15 protein-coding genes are annotated in these 17,234 nt (G+C 58.6%); 8 read left to right on the top strand and 7 right to left on the bottom strand.

What is annotated here, in order from left to right:
- Positions 1-22: 22 nt before the first annotated feature.
- Positions 23-1,462 (bottom strand): ATPase domain-containing protein, encoded by a 1,440-nt coding sequence (locus CLU80_RS28720; RefSeq protein WP_095125984.1) that lies wholly within the window; start codon positions 1,460-1,462, stop codon positions 23-25.
- A gap of 531 nt (positions 1,463-1,993) precedes the next feature.
- On the opposite strand from CLU80_RS28720, the gene pstS reads away from it, so the two are divergent.
- The 6 genes from pstS (at position 1,994) to CLU80_RS28690 (ending at position 7,223) form a co-directional block, all read left to right on the top strand.
- A complete protein-coding gene (pstS, locus tag CLU80_RS28715; protein ID WP_093431591.1) occupies positions 1,994-3,025 on the top strand; it encodes a phosphate ABC transporter substrate-binding protein PstS in 1,032 nt (343 codons plus the stop codon).
- A gap of 71 nt (positions 3,026-3,096) precedes the next feature.
- A complete protein-coding gene (gene pstC / locus CLU80_RS28710) occupies positions 3,097-4,062 on the top strand; it encodes a phosphate ABC transporter permease subunit PstC (protein ID WP_093431594.1) in 966 nt (321 codons plus the stop codon).
- Positions 4,062-4,955, top strand: a complete 894-nt coding sequence (gene pstA, locus CLU80_RS28705) for a phosphate ABC transporter permease PstA (protein ID WP_093431597.1) — start codon at positions 4,062-4,064, stop codon at positions 4,953-4,955. Before pstC ends, pstA begins: the two co-directional genes overlap by 1 nt.
- Before the next feature lie 75 nt (positions 4,956-5,030).
- Entirely contained in the window at positions 5,031-5,792 is a 762-nt protein-coding gene (gene pstB, locus CLU80_RS28700; protein ID WP_217827632.1) for a phosphate ABC transporter ATP-binding protein PstB, read from the top strand.
- Between the two features lie 100 nt (positions 5,793-5,892).
- On the top strand, positions 5,893-6,591 hold the full coding sequence (locus CLU80_RS28695; protein WP_095048981.1) for a hypothetical protein: 699 nt from the start codon (positions 5,893-5,895) through the stop codon (positions 6,589-6,591).
- Positions 6,591-7,223 carry a hypothetical protein gene (locus CLU80_RS28690; protein WP_502694637.1) on the top strand — a complete coding sequence of 211 codons (633 nt, stop codon included), beginning with the start codon at positions 6,591-6,593 and terminating at the stop codon, positions 7,221-7,223. Before CLU80_RS28695 ends, CLU80_RS28690 begins: the two co-directional genes overlap by 1 nt.
- 81 nt (positions 7,224-7,304) lie before the next feature.
- On the opposite strand, the gene CLU80_RS28685 is transcribed toward CLU80_RS28690, so the two are convergent.
- Positions 7,305-8,549 carry a saccharopine dehydrogenase family protein gene (locus CLU80_RS28685; RefSeq protein ID WP_099759154.1) on the bottom strand — a complete coding sequence of 415 codons (1,245 nt, stop codon included), beginning with the start codon at positions 8,547-8,549 and terminating at the stop codon, positions 7,305-7,307.
- A 29-nt stretch (positions 8,550-8,578) separates the two neighbouring features.
- Entirely contained in the window at positions 8,579-9,676 is a 1,098-nt protein-coding gene (locus CLU80_RS28680; protein ID WP_099759153.1) for a carboxynorspermidine decarboxylase, read from the bottom strand.
- A gap of 242 nt (positions 9,677-9,918) precedes the next feature.
- Here CLU80_RS28680 and ppk2 point away from each other — a divergent pair, with 242 nt between their 5' ends.
- Positions 9,919-10,836 carry a polyphosphate kinase 2 gene (gene ppk2, locus CLU80_RS28675; protein ID WP_099759152.1) on the top strand — a complete coding sequence of 306 codons (918 nt, stop codon included), beginning with the start codon at positions 9,919-9,921 and terminating at the stop codon, positions 10,834-10,836.
- A 40-nt stretch (positions 10,837-10,876) separates the two neighbouring features.
- Here ppk2 and CLU80_RS28670 read toward each other — a convergent pair whose 3' ends face one another.
- Positions 10,877-12,004 carry a pyridoxal-phosphate-dependent aminotransferase family protein gene (locus CLU80_RS28670; protein WP_099759151.1) on the bottom strand — a complete coding sequence of 376 codons (1,128 nt, stop codon included), beginning with the start codon at positions 12,002-12,004 and terminating at the stop codon, positions 10,877-10,879.
- Between the two features lie 171 nt (positions 12,005-12,175).
- Between CLU80_RS28670 and CLU80_RS28665 the strand changes: the two genes are divergently transcribed.
- The gene (locus tag CLU80_RS28665) at positions 12,176-13,291 is read left to right on the top strand and encodes an aromatic ring-hydroxylating dioxygenase subunit alpha (protein WP_099759150.1); all 1,116 of its coding nucleotides are present in this window, start codon (positions 12,176-12,178) and stop codon (positions 13,289-13,291) included.
- A gap of 42 nt (positions 13,292-13,333) precedes the next feature.
- Here the strand turns inward: CLU80_RS28665 and CLU80_RS28660 are convergent, their stop codons facing one another.
- From CLU80_RS28660 to CLU80_RS28650, 3 genes are all read right to left on the bottom strand, one after another.
- Positions 13,334-14,632 (bottom strand): MFS transporter, encoded by a 1,299-nt coding sequence (locus CLU80_RS28660; RefSeq protein ID WP_099759149.1) that lies wholly within the window; start codon positions 14,630-14,632, stop codon positions 13,334-13,336.
- A gap of 233 nt (positions 14,633-14,865) precedes the next feature.
- Positions 14,866-15,825: an EamA family transporter gene (locus tag CLU80_RS28655; RefSeq protein WP_099759148.1), complete on the bottom strand. Its 960-nt coding sequence runs from the start codon at positions 15,823-15,825 to the stop codon at positions 14,866-14,868.
- A gap of 255 nt (positions 15,826-16,080) precedes the next feature.
- A complete protein-coding gene (locus tag CLU80_RS28650) occupies positions 16,081-17,193 on the bottom strand; it encodes an alkene reductase (RefSeq protein WP_099759147.1) in 1,113 nt (370 codons plus the stop codon).
- Between the last annotated feature and the right edge of the window lie 41 nt (positions 17,194-17,234).

The following is a 17,234-nucleotide window of genomic DNA, read 5'->3' as shown; positions in this document are numbered from 1 at the left end:
TTATTTCAACCCGCTCGAAGACTTACGATATTGAACCAGGCAATGACTCGGATGAGACGGAAGGTTCATTTCTCAAAGCCTTTTCCAGGAACACATCTTGATCACGGATGACTACCTCGAACCGCGAAGGGTTGTAGGAGCTATCACGTATCTTGAGAATGGAAAGCGTCCTGCGAAGTTCAGCGTGATTTTCAAAGAAACGCATGAGAATCAGGTTGTCGGCAATACTGGACAGGTCGGAATTCGGTGCGCTGACCTCGGAGCCAAACAGATCGCGCATTTCCCAGGAGGCAAAGACCGTGACGCCTCGGGATCGCAGCTCGTTCATCAGAGCACTGAAAAAATCGGTGATGCGTTCCGGTGTGGTTGAAACCCGAGTCATGCCGCTGAGGCTGTCGATGAACAGGCGCTTGATACCTTTTGCATCGACCAGGCTCAGCAGGCGCGCACCGAGGGCGTCGAGCAAGCCCTCGGTGGTCGGCTGCCAGGCAATGCTCAGTGCACCGCTGTGTTCCATTTCTTCAATATTGATGCCCAGCGAACGGCCTTTGAGTCGCAGCCGTTGCGGGCTCTCATAGAAGCCGAAATGCAGGCCCGGCGCTTCGGCCGTCGACTGCGCGAGAAACTTCAGCCCCAGCGTGGTTTTGCCGATCCCGGAAGGTCCCATGACGAGCGTGACGCTGGAGCTGTGCAAGCCGCCACCGAGAATGTCATCCAGCGAAGCGATGCCGCTGGGAATGCGTGTCATGTCTGCGCTGTCGGGGGCGGAAGGGCGTTTGTACAGACTTTCCAGGCGCGGATAGACCACCAAGCCTTTTTCGGTGATTTCACACTCGTGAACACCGGTCAAAGCGCCGCTGCCGCGGGTCTTGCGCAGGTGAATGCGGCGCACCGATCGCGTGCCGAACAGCTCTTCGCCCATTTCGATGACGCCGTCGACCATCGTGTGTTCCGGGCTGCCGTCGTCCAGGCGCGAGCTGGTGAGAAACAGCACGGTGCAACCGGCGAATGCCGCATGGCCTTGCAGTTCGGAGATGAATTTTTTCGTGTCGATCGGTGAGTCGGCCTTGGAGCGGGCGTTGAGCAAACCGTCGACGACCATGACCGTCGCTTTCTGCCGGCTGATTTCGCGCCGCAGCAGTTTCACCACTTCATCGAGGCCTTCGTTTTCCAGCGTATCGAAAGCGCTGACAAACTGTATTTCAGCGCCCACTCGGGATGCGTCGAAAAAACTCATGGTCGACAGAAACTGAAACAGTCGGTCGTGGGACTCGGCCAGCAACGTGGCGACCAGAACGCGACCGCCATTGCGGGCATGATTGAAGCCGAGCTGATTGGCGAGGATGGTCTTGCCGGAACCGGGGCGGCCCTGAACGATGTACGAAGCACCCGCGACCAGGCCACCCTGAAGCAGCGCGTCGAGCCCTTCGATTCCGCTTTGAAGGCGTTTTAGCTTTTCCACTATGCGACCCTGATCTGAAAAAACAGGCTTGTTAAGCCGGATGGTTGAAATGCTAACGCCATTTCCATTTTGGAGCCATGGCGGTGGAGGCAAAGTAGCGTTGGAAAGTGGCGCTTGGCGAATGGCGGCACGCAATCCGGGAATAAGGACAACCCGCGCGCAAGAAGATTCGATTGCCAAATCCCGCGAACGACAAAGGCGGAACAGGCAGGGCTTTGCCTGACTGAGATAACGCAGGCGATGGGATTCGGACTCATGGCGACGGCCAGCGAATTCTCACGCGCCTGCCGCCGCAGCGGGCGAGTAAAAATTCAGATCCACTGTCGCCTGGATGGACACCCATTGCCTTGAGAGTCCTGGAAAGTCATGTGCGTCGGTACTACTGCGCAATAGGTATGTGCGAGGAGGGGGTACGATGAGTAAGGGTAGCAAGGGGTCAAAACGATTGAGGCGGGGTCCTGCCATCCAACGTTCATAAAAACTTAACGAGATTGCTGCAGAGTTAAGGAGCCCCTATAAGGAGTTTCCTTGATGAAACGATTGATCAAGTCTGCTGCGTTCGTTGTGACTGCATCTCTGTTGGCTACCTCAATGTCCTTCGCGGCGGAAAACGTCCGGTTGACAGGCTCCGGAGCCAGTTTTCCGGCACCGATCTACCTCACCTGGTTCAAGGATTTCAGCAAAAAGTCGGCGGGTGTCACTGTGGATTACCAATCCAAGGGCAGCGGTGCGGGTGTACAGGACTTTTTGAATAAAACCGTTGATTTCGCCGCCAGTGACTCTGCGATGAAAGACGAAGACATTGCCAAGGTGGGCGAGGGCGTGCAGTTGCTGCCAATGACGGCGGGTGAAATCGTGCTGGCTTATAACCTGCCGGGCAATCCTAAAGGGCTCAAATTGCCACGCGACGTCTACTCCAACATCTTCCTGGGCAAGATCACGCGCTGGAACGACCCGCAGATCGCCGCAGCCAACCCCGAGTTGAAACTGGCCGATACACCGATCACGGTTGTTGTGCGAGCGGACTCCAGCGGTACCACTGCGGTGTTCACCAAGCACCTGGCGGCCATCAATCCGGAATTCAAGCAGGCGCTGGGTGAGGGCAACACCGTCAACTGGCCGGCCAGCGACAAATTCATCAAATCGCCCAAGAATGACGGTGTGACAGCCACCGTACGCCAGACGCCGGGTGCCATCGGTTACATCGAATACGGCTTTGCCAAACTTGCCAAGGTTGACTTCGCGCAGTTGCAGAACAAGGCCGGTCAGTACGTGGTACCGAACGCGGAAAGCGGCGCCGAGGCACTCGCTGCGGTAAAAATGCCCGAGAGCCTGGTGGCCTGGCTGCCAGATCCGGACGGCGCCAAGTCTTACCCGATCACTTCCTACACCTGGATGATCTTTCGCAAGGACAACGGTAACCCGGCCAAGGCCAAAGCCATGCGCGAGATGGTCGAGTACAGCTTGACCGAAGGGCAGAAAATCGCCGACTCGATGGGTTATATACCTTTGCCACAGTCGGTCGTCGATCAGGTTCGCAAAGCGTCTGCCAACATCCAGTAAGCGCTCGTGAGGCCTCTCTCGGCGCCTGCTTTCAGCGCCGGGAGAGTTTCCCTTCATTCCGGAATTAGCCAATGAACACACCTTTTGTCGTACCGGTTAATCCGGCTTCTGCGTGCCAACCACCGTCCGCAAAGGACTTTCTGGTCGACCGCGTCTTCCGTGCGCTAGCGCAAATAGGCGTGGTGCTGATTCTGGCGCTGGTCTTTGCGCTGATATTCGAAGTAGGGCGCAAGGCCATACCCGGCATTGAGAAGCACGGCCTGGATGTGCTTTTGGGGTCCGTCTGGGATGTCAATCAGGGCAAATACGGCATTCTGCCGGCCATTTGGGGGACGCTCTACAGTGCTTTCATTGCGCTGCTGATCGCCGGTTTTTTCGGTGTCAGCATGGCGATTTTTCTGACCCAGGATTTCCTGCCCGCCAAGCTCGCTGCCGTCTTCCGTACCATCGTCGAGTTGCTGGCAGCCATCCCCAGCGTCGTTTATGGTCTCTGGGGGATCTACGTGGTGATTCCGGCAATTCGGCCGCTGGCGGAGTGGCTGAACAGCGAACTCAGCTGGATACCTTTTTTTGGCACGTCGTTGAGCGGACCTGGACTGCTGCCGGCGGCGCTGGTGCTGGCAATCATGATTCTGCCGACCATTGCTGCCGTGTCGCAGGACGCCCTCACCGGCGTACCGATGAAAACCAAGCAGGCGGCCTACGGCATGGGCACCACCCATTGGGAGGCCATTCTCAAGGTGATGGTGCCATCTGCCGCCACCGGCATCTTTGGTTCCCTCGTCTTGGGGCTGGGCCGCGCGTTAGGTGAAACCATGGCGCTGGCCATGCTGGTAGGCAACGCAAACAACATCTCCCTTTCTCTCTTTGCCCCGGCCAATACGCTGGCGGCCTTGCTGGCGTTGAATTTCCCCGAGGCAGGGCCGAATGAGATTGAAGTGTTGATGTACGCCGCATTGGTCCTGATGTTCATCACGCTACTGGTGAACATCATCGGTTCCATGATCATGGTCTATGCCCAACGTGGTACTAAATAATGACTGACATCACGTCCTCTGAGGCTGCATTTCCTAGCCTGCAGCGCAAGTTTGAAGGTCGCGCGCTGCGCAGCCTGGTGTTGACCATGCTGGTCTGGGGTGGTGCGCTATTGGCCAGCGTGCCATTGATCTCCGTGCTCTACATGCTGATCACTCGCGGCGGCGCACGTCTGAATCTGGAGGTCTTCACCGAACTTCCGCCCACCGGTTTCGAGACGGGTGGTGGCTTCGGCAACGCGATGGCCGGCACTTTCGTCATGGTCGGTATCGCAGCGGCGATCGCGGTGCCGGTCGGCATCATGGCGGCCATCTTTCTGGCGGAACTGGGCCCTGACAGCAAGCTGGCAAACGCCGCGCGCTTTGCCGCCAAGATGCTCACGGGGCTGCCCTCCATTCTGGCCGGGGTGTTCGCCTACGCGCTGGTCGTGATGACCACTGGTACTTACTCGGCGCCGGCCGGTGGCGTGGCACTGGCCGTGCTGATGTTGCCGATCGTCGTGCTGACGGCTGAAGAGTCGATGCGGATGGTGCCCAAGATCATGAAAGATGCCGCCTACGGCATGGGCTGCACCCGTTCACAGGTCATCTGGAAAATCGTCTTGCCGACCGGCATGCCGGCGATCCTCACCGGGGTCATGCTGGCCGTGGCCCGCGCTGCGGGCGAAACCGCCCCTTTGTTGTTCACGGCGTTGTTCAGCAACTACTGGATCTACCACGATGGCAGCCTGGCGGTCATGAATCCGACGGCCTCGCTCGCCGTGCTGATTTACAACTTTTCCGGCATGCCCTTCGACAACCAACTCGAACTGGCATGGGCGGCCTCGCTGGTGCTGGTGATGATCGTACTGGTCGTCAATATTGTCAGCCGTATTTTCGGCAAGCCCAAGTACTGAGAACGGAGCATCTGAACCTTGAACGCATCAAATCTGCAAGTCGCGGCTCCGTTTGTCACTCAGGCGCCAGTGGTCATGGACTGCAAGCTGGACAAGATTTTCTACGGTAACTTCCTGGCCGTGCGTGACAGCCATGTTCCGATCGAAAAAAACAAGATCACCGGTTTCATCGGTCCATCGGGTTGCGGCAAGAGCACCGTGCTGCGCAGCCTCAACCGGATGAACGATCTGGTGAAGGGATTTCGCTTCGAAGGGCACGTGCATTTCCTCGGACAAGACGTTTATGGAAAGGGCGTTGATCCAGTGGTCGTGCGTCGTTATATCGGCATGGTGTTTCAGCAGCCGAATCCGTTCTCGATGAGCATTTTCGACAACGTTGCATTCGGCCTGCGCCTCAATCGCTACAAGGGCGATCTGGGCGACCGCGTGAAGCATGCCTTGCAGGGTGCCGCGCTGTGGGATGAGGTCAAGGACAAGCTCAAGGTCAGCGGCCTGTCCCTCTCCGGTGGTCAGCAGCAACGGCTTTGCATCGCCCGTGCCATTGCGACCGAACCGGAAGTGCTGTTGCTGGACGAGCCGTGCTCGGCACTTGACCCGATCGCGACCCGGCGGGTTGAGGAGTTGATGATCGAGTTGAAGAAGGATTACACCATCGCCCTGGTGACTCACAATATGCAGCAGGCCATCCGCGTCGCTGACACGACCGCTTTTTTCTCGGTTGATATTTCCCAGGGGACGCGCACCGGCTATCTGGTCGAGATGGGGCCGACAACCCAGATATTCGATAAGCCGCGTGAACAAATGACCGAAGACTACATCAGCGGCAAGTTCAGCTAAGCAGCAATTATCCAGTCAAGACGGCAAGCGGCCATGGACAAGGGTGCGGTACTGGCATCCGGCCGTTTGACCCTTTTATCTACCGTTCTCAGGATTGCCAATGTCTGCAACGCGTCGTCTTGATTTGCCCGCGATTGAACGGGTATTGCGAGAGGTTCAGGGCCGTTTCTCCGAACTCAGCAGGCACTTTACCGAGCCTCGCGATCCCTTCACTGACGAAGTGCTGCACAATGTGCTTGAAGGCTATGCGCTGATTGACGACTATGTCGCTCGCGGTGTCGACCTGTTCGACCTTCAGCAACTGAACCTGATGCTGGAGATCAACGCTACCGTCCTCTGTGGCCGGGACCCGGTTCGCCGGCTGGAGTACGCTCAACACCTGGCGGCGACCGAAGAGCACTTCTTCAACAACGTTGAGGGGGGGATAAAGGACCTGTTCAACTGGTATTGCGCGTATCGCAGCGAGTCAGTCTGGAAGCGAGCGGCTGGCGTTTATGTTCGAATCCTCAGCAAACCGCAGTTGTTTATCGAGGGTAATAACCGCAGTGGCTCACTCATCGTCAGCTATTTGCTCATGCGCGCGGGATTACCTCCATTCGTGCTGACGCTGGAAAATGCCGGGGGGTACTTCAATCCGTCCTCGGTCATCCGCAACTCCGCCAAACATGGGGTAAAGGCGTTGTATGAATTGCCCAAAATCAAGAAAAAGTATGCGGCCTTCCTCGAAGGTCAGGCGCCTGAGTCGATGAATTTTTTACTCAAAGACAAGACCTCGCCCGTCTTGCAAGGGGGAGATTGATGAGCGGGCAACCCATTTCCGCCAGGTACCAGGCTTCCGTCAGCCGCGTTTGGCAAGCCATGCTCGGTGCTATCCCCATCAGCGTATTCGCTCGCCAGCGCATACGGGTTTCGTTCGATATCGATGACACGCTGGCCTGCCAGCTGCATCACTGTGCCGTCGAGCAGAGCTGGTTGCCGGCCTGCTTGCATCGTTGGTTCGGTGAGCCACTGCGATGCGGTACGCGCTCATTGACCCGCGAGTTGCGGCGTCAGGGCTGCAGTATCTGGGTTTACACGTCGTCCGGTCGGACCCCGGCCTATATCAGGCGCTGGCTGTTGTTGTATGGCATCCGCGTCGACGGGGTGGTCAACAGTGTGGTGCATAACCAGGCATTGGTGACAAACGGGTTGGCAAACGGTCCGTCGAAATTCCCCCCGGCCTTCGATATCGACTTGCATGTCGATGACTCCGAAGGTGTGCGCTCGGAAGGCCATGATCACGGTTTTCGCGTTGTGGTCGTGCACCCGGAGGATGAACATTGGGCGCAGCGGGTTCTGGATGCCGTCGCTGACGTACAGGCACTGCTCGCCCGGCAACAACAGGGCAGGAGCAGGAATCCGCCGCAACAATGTCCAGAAGCCGTGTCCTGATTTTCAGTGCAGACAAAAACGCCGCTCAATGAGCGGCGTTTTTTGTAGCGGGCAGTGACGCGTCGCAGGTTATTGCGAGCCTCAGGCTACGCTGTTCCAGGGACGATCTCCGTGTTCATCCTTGATGCGGGTCGGCAGGCCCATGACGTCCAGCGCCTTGAGGAACGGCTCAGCCGGCAGTTCCTCGACGTTGGCCATGCGCTGCACATCCCACTCGCCACGGGCGACCAGCAGGGCAGCGGCAACAGGTGGTACGCCGGCGGTATAGGAAATGCCCTGGCTGTCGGTTTCGGCAAAGGCTTCCTCGTGGTCGGCCACGTTGTAGATGAACACTTCGCGCGACTGGCCATCCTTGGTGCCCTTGACCAGGTCACCGATGCAGGTCTTGCCGGTGTAGCCGGGCGCCAGCGAACTCGGATCAGGCAGCACGGCCTTGACCACTTTCAGCGGCACGACTTCCAGGCCTTCGGCGGTCTTGACCGGTTGTTCGGACAGCAGGCCGAGGTTCCTGAGGACCGTGAACACGTTGATGTAGTGCTCGCCGAAACTCATCCAGAAACGTACGTTGGGTACGCCCAGATTCTTCGACAGCGAGTGCACTTCATCGTGACCGGTCAGGTACAGGTTCTGCGAGCCCACGACCGGCAGGTCGTCGGTGCGTTTGACTTCGAACATGGTGTTGCTGGTCCACTGGCTGTTCTGCCAGCTCCACACCTGCCCGGTGAATTCACGGAAATTGATTTCCGGATCGAAATTGGTGGCGAAATATTTGCCGTGGGAACCGGCATTGACGTCAAGAATGTCGATCGAATCAATGCGGTCGAAATACTGTTGTTGTGCCAGAGCTGCATAGGCGTTGACCACACCCGGGTCGAAGCCCACGCCGAGAATGGCGGTGATGTTCTTCTCTTGGCACTCGGCGAGGTGCTTCCACTCATAGTTGCCATACCAGGGCGGGGTTTCGCAGATCTTGCCCGGCTCTTCGTGAATGGCGGTGTCGAGATAAGCGACGCCGGTATCGATGCAGGCACGCAACACCGACATGTTGAGGAACGCGGAGCCGACGTTGATGACGATCTGGGATCCGGTTTCACGGATCAGCGCCTTGGTCGCCTCGACATCCAGGGCATTGAGCGAGAAGGCTTTGATATCGGCGGGTTGTTTGAGGCTACCCTTGGCCTTGACGCTGTCGATGATGGCCTGGCATTTGGAGATGTTGCGCGACGCGATAGCGATACGACCGAGTTCATCGTTATGCTGCGCGCACTTGTGGGCCACCACCTTAGCGACACCTCCTGCACCAATGATAAGAACGTTCTTTTTCAATTGCTTTTTCTCTCCTTTGTCTGTCCGTTTCAAGAAAGGCTGGACAGGTAGTCTTCGTAACCGAATTGGCGAACCACTTCGACGGTACCATCGAGTTGTTTCACCACGATGGATGGCATTTTCAGGCCGTTGAACCAGTTCTTCTTGACCATGGTGTAGCCGGCGGTATCGATGAATGACAGTCGATCGCCAATGGCCAGCGGACGGTCAAACTGGAACTCGCCGAAGATGTCTCCGGCCAGGCACGATTTGCCGCACACCATGTAGGTGTGTTCACCCTCGCTCGGCGCCAGCTTGGCGTTCAGGCGATAGATCAACAGGTCGAGCAAGTGGGCTTCAATGGAGCTGTCCACGACGGCCAGGTGCTTGCCGTTGTAGAGGGTGTCGAGCACGGTGACTTCCAGCGAAGCGCTGTTAGTGATCGCCGCTTCGCCAGGCTCCAGATAGACCTGCACGCCGTACTTTTGCGAGAACGCCTTGAGACGAGCGCAGAACGCATCCAGCGCATAGCCTTCACCGGTGAAGTGAATGCCGCCGCCGAGGCTGACCCAGCTGACTTTGTGCAGCAGCTCACCGAAGCGTTCTTCGATGGTGCAGAGCATTTGGTCGAACAGGCCAAAGTCGCCGTTCTCACAGTTATTGTGGAACATGAAGCCGGAGATCTGGCTGATAACGCCTTCGATCTTCACCGGGTCCCATTCGCCTAGACGGCTGAACGGACGCGCCGGGTCGGCCAGCAGATAATCGGAGCTGCTGACTTGCGGGTTAACGCGCAGGCCACGGACTTTGCCCTCAGAGCGCTCGGCAAAGCGTTGCAGCTGGCTGATGGAGTTGAAGATGATCTTGTCGCAATTGTCGAGCATCTCCTCGATCTCATCGTCGGCCCAGGCCACGCTGTAGGCGTGGGTTTCGCCTTCGAATTTCTGGCGGCCGAGCTTGAGTTCGTACAGCGACGACGACGTGGTGCCGTCCATGTATTGCTGCATCAAGTCGAACACCGACCAGGTCGCGAAGCACTTGAGCGCGAGCAGGGCTTTGGCCCCGGACTGTTCGCGCACATAGGCGATCTTCTGCATGTTGGTCAGCAGTTTCTGTTTGTCGATGAGGTAGTACGGTGTCTTGATCATTTCGAGGCCTCCGGCAAGGCCAGCCAAAAAAGGATGCGCATTGTGCCCGGACTGACCACATATCGAAAGAGCAGAGCGTACGACTGGTTCAGCAAATACCCGCGAAAGGTTGAACGCACGGGACGTCCGGCCGGGATACAACGTCTGCTTCAAGCAATCAGCAATCCCGAGAACCCCGGTAACTGCTCAGTCATAAATCGCCGTCAGTATGGCAGTACCATCCCGTCCCCGAGGTCTTCACCATGCCCTCAGCTCAAGATCAGTTGATACACCGCATTCAGCGCGAGCTGCTCGACCACAGTGACGAGGAGCTGGAGTTGGAGTTGTCCGAAGACGGGCATGACCTGAACACACTGTTCGATGACCACGTTCCGGATGGTATCGAGAAGCACGACCGACGGCTTTATTTCAGCGAGTTGTTTCGCCTGCAGGGTGAACTGGTGAAGTTGCAAAGCTGGGTGGTCAAGACCGGACACAAGGTAGTGATCTTGTTCGAAGGGCGCGATGCCGCTGGCAAGGGAGGGGTAATCAAGCGCATAACCCAGCGGCTCAACCCCCGGGTATGCCGAGTCGCTGCCTTGCCCGCGCCCAACGACCGCGAACGAACCCAATGGTACTTCCAGCGATATGTCTCGCACCTGCCGGCAGCAGGTGAGATCGTGCTATTTGACCGCAGTTGGTACAACCGCGCCGGCGTTGAAAAGGTCATGGGATTTTGCAACGAGTATCAGTACGAAGAGTTTTTCCGGACCGTGCCAGAGTTTGAACGGATGCTCGCCCGTTCCGGCATTCAGTTGATCAAATACTGGTTTTCCATTTCCGACCAAGAACAACACCTGCGCTTCCTTAGTCGCATTCATGACCCCCTCAAGCAGTGGAAACTCAGCCCGATGGACCTGGAGTCACGTCGGCGTTGGGAGGCCTATACCAAGGCCAAGGAAATCATGCTCGAACGCACCCACATTGCCGAAGCACCCTGGTGGGTGGTGCAAGCCGACGACAAGAAAAAAGCCCGACTTAACTGCATCAATCATCTACTCGGCCAAATGCCTTACGAAGAAGTCGAGTTACCGCAGATCGAACTGCCGCAGCGCGTGCGCGAAGAGGACTACTCTCGCAGTCCTACGCCACCGGAACTCATGGTGCCTCAAGTCTATTAAACGGCCGAACCGGGCGGCCCGACGACGGGTTGCCGGGTATCTAAATGACCTCATCCAGCGCCTGCTCAAGCAGGCTGACCGTACGCTCGATATTCTGCAGCTTCTCGAGTCCGAACAGGCCGAGGCGGAAGGTCTGGAAGTCGGCCGGCTCATCGCATTGCAGCGGCACGCCGGCAGCGATCTGCAGGCCGTGCTGGGCAAATTTCTTGCCGTTCTTGATATCGGCATCATCGGTGTAGCTCACCACGACGCCGGGGGCCTGAAAGCCTTCTGCGGCGACGCTTTTGATGCCTTTGCCGGTCAACAGCGCACGCACTCGATCACCCAGCGCCTGTTGTTCATCGCGAACCTTGTCGAACCCATACGCTTGCGTCTCTTTCATCACGTCATTGAACCGCGCGAGGGAATCGCTGGGCATCGTCGCGTGATAGGCATGTCCGCCCTGTTCGTAGGCCTGCATGATCTGCAGCCACTTTTTCAGGTCGCAGGCGAAGCTGCTGCTTTGTGTCTGTTCGATGCGCTCAAGCGCCAAAGCACTGAACATCACCAGAGCGCAGCACGGGGAGGCGCTCCAGCCTTTCTGCGGAGCGCTGATCAGCAGGTCGACTGAGCATTTGTGCATATCCACCCAAATCGTGCCGGAGGCGATGCAGTCCAGCACGAACAGGCCACCCACTGCATGCACGGCGTCGCCGACCGCTCGCAGGTAGTCGTCGGGCAGGAGGATTCCGGATGAGGTTTCAACGTGGGGTGCGAAGACCACCTGCGGTTTCTGCGCCGCGATGGCGGCCAGTACTTCGTCCAGCGGCGGCGGGGCGTAGGCTGCCTGGCGACCCGGCTCTACCGGCCGTGCCTTGAGCACCGTGGTCGCCGCCGGGATATTGCCCATCTCAAGGATCTGGCTCCAGCGATAACTGAACCAGCCATTGCGGATCACCAGGCACTGCTGGCCGGTGGCGAACTGCCGCGCCACCGCTTCCATGCCGAATGTGCCGCTGCCCGGAACCACTGCAACCGCCTCGGCGTGGTAGACCTGTTTTAGGGTCTTGGAAATGTTCTTCATCACGCCTTGGAAGGACTGCGACATGTGGTTGAGCGAGCGGTCAGTGTAGACAACCGAGTACTCGACCAGCCCCTCAGGATCGATACTGGGATAGAGCTTTGACATGGGCGTGCTCCTTCGGCAGAGAGGTAAACATCATTGGCAAGCAAGTGTAGGCAAAGGGCAGGGCAAGGGCACTGGCAAATCACGTTGGCCAAGTGGAGCGCTCTGGTTTAGTTTTGCATTCCAGGGTTTTTCTGACTTGAACTCACCGTACTGACGGATCGCACGCCCCCCATGCTTACAAACCTGTGGTATGTCGTTCTCCCATCGTCACAGTTGACTGATGGACTGATGCCGGTTCGATTGCTCGGACAACCTTTTGTGGCGTTCCGCGATGACGCAGGCGTCGCTCATGTGCTTTCGGATATTTGCGTGCATCGCGGCGGCTCGCTGTCCGCTGGCAGCAAGGTTGGCAACAGCGTGCAGTGTCCCTATCACGGCTGGCGGTTTGGCGCTGATGGTGTGTGCACGCAGATACCGGCGCAGCCCGACCTGCGGATTCCCGCCAAGGCCCGCGTCGATGCGTACCCGACGCTGGAGCGATACGGTTGGATCTGGGCGTTTTTAGGTGATCTGCCAGAATCTGAGCGTCCACCGTTGCCCACGCTCGACTGGATCGACGATCCCGCCATCCGTGTGGTCGCGGGTCACTTTGACTGGCAGGCCAGTTGGGACCGGATTATCGAAAACGGTTTGGACTTCGCGCACGCACCGTTTGTCCATGGTTCAACCTTCGGTGATCCGGATCATCCCGAGATTGAATCGTTCGAGGTCGACAGCGATGCGTGGAGTGGCAGCGCCCAAATGCTCATGCGCAGGCCGGCACGCAAAGGGCTGCTGCGGCGCAAATCCTCCACCGAGTTTGTCAGTGTGGCCACCGTGCCGGGTTTTCATTTGTCCGGTCCTTGCACAACGCTTGAGCTTGAGTTGCCCAACGGCTGGCGGATCTACATCGTCTCGGCGCATGTGCCGATTGACGCCAATCGCACGCGCACCTGGTGGATGATGGGCAGAACGTTCCTGCGCACCCGACTGCTGGATCGCAGGTTCATTGCGAGCAATATCCGTATCTTCGAACAGGATCATGCCGTGCTGAAAAACGTCCGACCAGAGCGTGTGCCGGACTCTTTTCAGCAGGAGGTTTCGTTGAAATCCGATGCGCTGCAGATCGCCTTTCGCAAAGACGTGCAGGCACTGGAGCAGCGCAGCTGGCGCATCGATGAAGAGCGTCTTGCGCGAACGTTCACCGGACGCAAGGCTTGCGCGATACCCAGCCCTGAACGTCGTCAGATTCGCGCTTGGGCGATTGAACCGATTCCGCTCATGGACATCACCCATGAATCTGAATAGAGGTGCGAGCCAGCCTGCGCTTGGTACAGACTGGCGCAACCCTCAGCGCGTCTCACACTGCGGCGAAGGTTCGCCGCTCAACGCATCAACCATTGGCGGATGTTCTTGCACTGCCTGACGCAGATCTTCGGTCACCCGCAACTCCGCACCTGTCGGCGAGAATGTGGCTGCCGCTGCAAACGGCGCGGGATTGGCGGGAACCGGGCGTTTGCCACGGCGCCACAGGAAGAAACTGACCATGCACAGATTGACCAACGCAAAGACCCAGAACAAACCATTGGCACCGAACGAGTTCATCACCGGCGAGATCATCATCGGACTGATCGCCGAGCCCAGTGAGTTGATCAGCAGCAAGCCCTGAATCATCGGCACCAAGGCTTCGGCCGGGGCGCGGTCGGCCGCGTGGCTGACGGCCACCGGGTACAGCGCAAACACGCCGCCACCGAGCAGAAACAACATCACCGCGAGCATCGTCGAGGACAACGGCACCAGGACGATCACCAGCGACAACACCGTGCACGCCACCGTCAGAATCGTCAGCACCTGCAAACGATCCTTGCGATCGGACCAACGCCCGACCGGGTATTGCAGGAGCATCGCGCCGAGGATCGTCCAGGCCATCATGCTGCCGACTTCACCGACATTCAGACCGCTGCGCTGCAAGTACAGCGGCAACAAGGTGTAAATCGCCGCAATAGTCACACCCGAGCCGAAACAGCCGACCAGCCCGGTCGGCGTCACGCCCAGCAGTTGCCGAGGTTTGAGCGGCTCGACCTGATCGAGCAATGGCGACACGCGCGGCAGGATCACGATCGGCAGCACCGACAATGAAGCGAGCATGCCGGCGACCATGAACGGTGCGCTGTCGCTCAACCCGGTGATTTTGCCCAACGTTGCCTGACCAAGCACACCGGCGCCGTACAAGACGATCATGTACAACGCGAGCAAACGCCCGCGAATCTTCGCGTCGCCCGCCAGCAGCAGCCAGCTTTCGATCACCAGAAACACACCGACCGTGGCCCAGCCGTTGATCAGGCGCAGGGCGAACCAGCCCCAGGTGTCATAGAACAAGCCCTGCAGCAGGATGGTCACGGCGATCAGCGAGGCGAAACTGCCGTAGGCGCGGATATGGCCGATGCGCAGAATCAAGCGGTCATTGAATACGGCGCCCAGGGTCAGACCGATGAAGTAGGCCGAGGAAACGATGCCGATCATCGTGGTCGACGCACCGGCAGCGTCCAGTCGAAGGGTGGTCAGCGACGACATGAAACCGTTGCCCAGCGCAACAATGAATAGCCCGAGCAGGGGCGCCAGCGCCATGGCCAGCAAACGCGGAGACATAAAAACCTCTAGAGGACGAACAGCGCAACGTGCGCCGCTGCACATGCGATTGCCAAGCCGAAGTGTGTTGTGGTGCAGGCAGACACCGAAGGGGCTGCAAGAGAACGCGGGATTCTAAGGCTTGTGCAGGATTTGCCAATAGCTGTTTGCTGCGACGTTGGGACGCAGGTGTTGCCACCTATGTTTGTCCTGAGTGGCCGGAGAAAAAACAGCTTTTTGCCATCATCCAAGTGCTAAATTGCTGCTTTAACCTCAGCCTTGACCACTGATTTACGATAAGTCAGCAAAACGATGCCCGTGACCACAATCACTCCGCCGAGAATCTGTCCGTTGCTGAGCATTTGGTCCAGCACAATCCAGCCCATCAGCAGCGTTGCCAATGGCTCGATGTTCATCACCGGCGCATTGCGCGGCATGTCGAGTCGAGGCACGGAAATGAACAAGACGATAAAACCTGTGCCGTACAGCACTACCAAAGTGGCGAGGGCCAGCCATCCGGTCGAGGTGGCGGGCAGGTTCAATCCGCCGGGAAGGGCGCCCGTCAGCCCTGCCAGGTTGACGCTGCTGAACACGATGAAAATCGTCAGCAGACTGCGCACAGAGCCACGTACCTGAGACAGTTTGTGGTCGGTGATCCACAGCGCGCAGGCGAACACGCTGGCGGCGCAGAACGCGAGCGCGACGCCGGTCAGCCATTGCGGATTGACGTCTGTCGTGGTCGAGAGACGCCCGGGGACATCCAGCACAAACACCAGACCCAACAGAATCAAACCCATCAACGTCGCGGTGCGTGCGCTCGGTCGCGGGCCACCCAGTGCCCAGGTGAGCAATGCCAGCAGAATAGGGAATACGTTTGCCACCAACAGGGCCAGCGCCACCGGCACCCGTGCGACAGCGGAATACAGACACAGACTCTGCGCAGTGATCAGCAACCCCAGCAGCAGTTGCCAGCGCCATGCGCCCGCCGGCAAACGCGGGCTTTGTCTTTGCCACAGCACCAGCATGGCGAGCACCAGCAAGGTCCCGCCGGAACGCATCAAAATCGCCAGCAACACACCCGCACCGTCATCAAATGCGACTCGCGCCGCCACATGATTGCCGGCAAACGCACAGCCCATGCACAACAGAATGATCACCGCCAGATAGCGGGGGAAGGGCGGCGGTACGATTTGCGCAGCGGTAGGGCGAGGCATGGCAGATCTCAGGATTATTAGCCGTTCGAACGACTTGGTTTTTATTTAGTTGTCGTACAACTAGCTCGTTTTATCGCATTCGGCGATGTCGGGCAATAGACCTGAAAGCGCACAGCTACGCATATGTTCGGCGTTAACGTGGATTTTTATGTATTTGATTAAGCGCAGAGATCGTATGACCTGGTAGAGCAGGGGCCATCGGCCCCTGCTTCCAGGGATTTACACATTCATGAGAGGCGGGTGGTCTGCTTCTGCTCAGGCATGAAATGGATAATCGATATAGCCACGCTGATCCCCGCCGAAAAAGCTGCCAGGGTCTGGCACGTTGAGTGTCAGGCCATCGTGCAGCCGACGCGGCAAGTCCGGGTTGGCCAGGAACGGACGGCCAAACGCGATGATGTCGGCACGGTCGGCAATCAGCGCCTGTTCGGCAGATTGCGCATCGTAGCCGCCGGCCAGGATCAGCACGCCGTTCCAGGTCTTGCGCAACTGGGCAATGATCGCGTCCCAGCGTGGGTCGAAATTTTCATCTTTGACTGTGCCGACCATCGCTGGCTCGACCAGGTGCAGGTAGGCCAGATTCCATTGGTTGAGCGCTTCGACGAGGTGGCCGAAGGTGGCCTCCGGGGTGTCATCGCCCATGCCCATGAAGCGCCCCATCGGCGTCAGGCGTACGCCGACCCGTTCGGCACCGACTTCTTCAGCGACGGCCGCGACCACTTCCAGCAGAAACCGCGCGCGATTCTCCACGCTGCCGCCATAGGCATCGTCACGCTGGTTGCTGTTGCTGTTAAGAAACTGGTCGAGCAGGTAACCGTTGCCGGCATGAATCTCTACACCGTCCATGCCCGCTTGCAATGCGTTGCGCGCGGCCACGCGGTAGTCCTCGACGATGCCGGCGATTTCCGCGGTTTCCAGCGCGCGTGGCACCGGCACATCACCCCAGACGCCGTTACCGTTTTCGTCGACGATAAACGTCTTGCCAGGCACCGGCAGCGCGCTGGGCGCAACCGGCAGGCCAGCATCGGGTTGAAAGCTGGGGTGGGACACCCGGCCGACGTGCCACAGTTGCATGAAGATCAGCCCGCCGGCCTCATGCACCGCCGCGCTGACGTCACGCCACGCGCGGACCTGCTCGGAGCTGTAGATGCCCGGCGTCCAGGCGTAACCCTGAGCCTGCCGGGAAATTTGCGTGGCCTCGGTGATGATCAGTGCGGCACTGGCCCGTTGGCGGTAGTACTCGGCGTTCATCGGCGTCGGTACATCGCCCGGCTGGCCGGCGCGTGAGCGCGTTAACGGGGCCATCGCCACGCGATGGGCGAGGGTGTAAGGACCGAGTGCGAGGGGTTGGAACAGACGACGGGTCATGGGTAGCTCCAGATTTCAATAAAAGGAATTCAAGCGCGGCA

Origin of the sequence: Pseudomonas sp. 29, from assembly GCF_002754355.1 — a bacterium.
Taxonomy (GTDB): Bacteria; Pseudomonadota; Gammaproteobacteria; order Pseudomonadales; family Pseudomonadaceae; genus Aquipseudomonas; species Aquipseudomonas neuropathica.
Note: the sequence above shows the minus strand (reverse complement) of the source record. Positions and strands in the feature narration are given on the sequence as shown.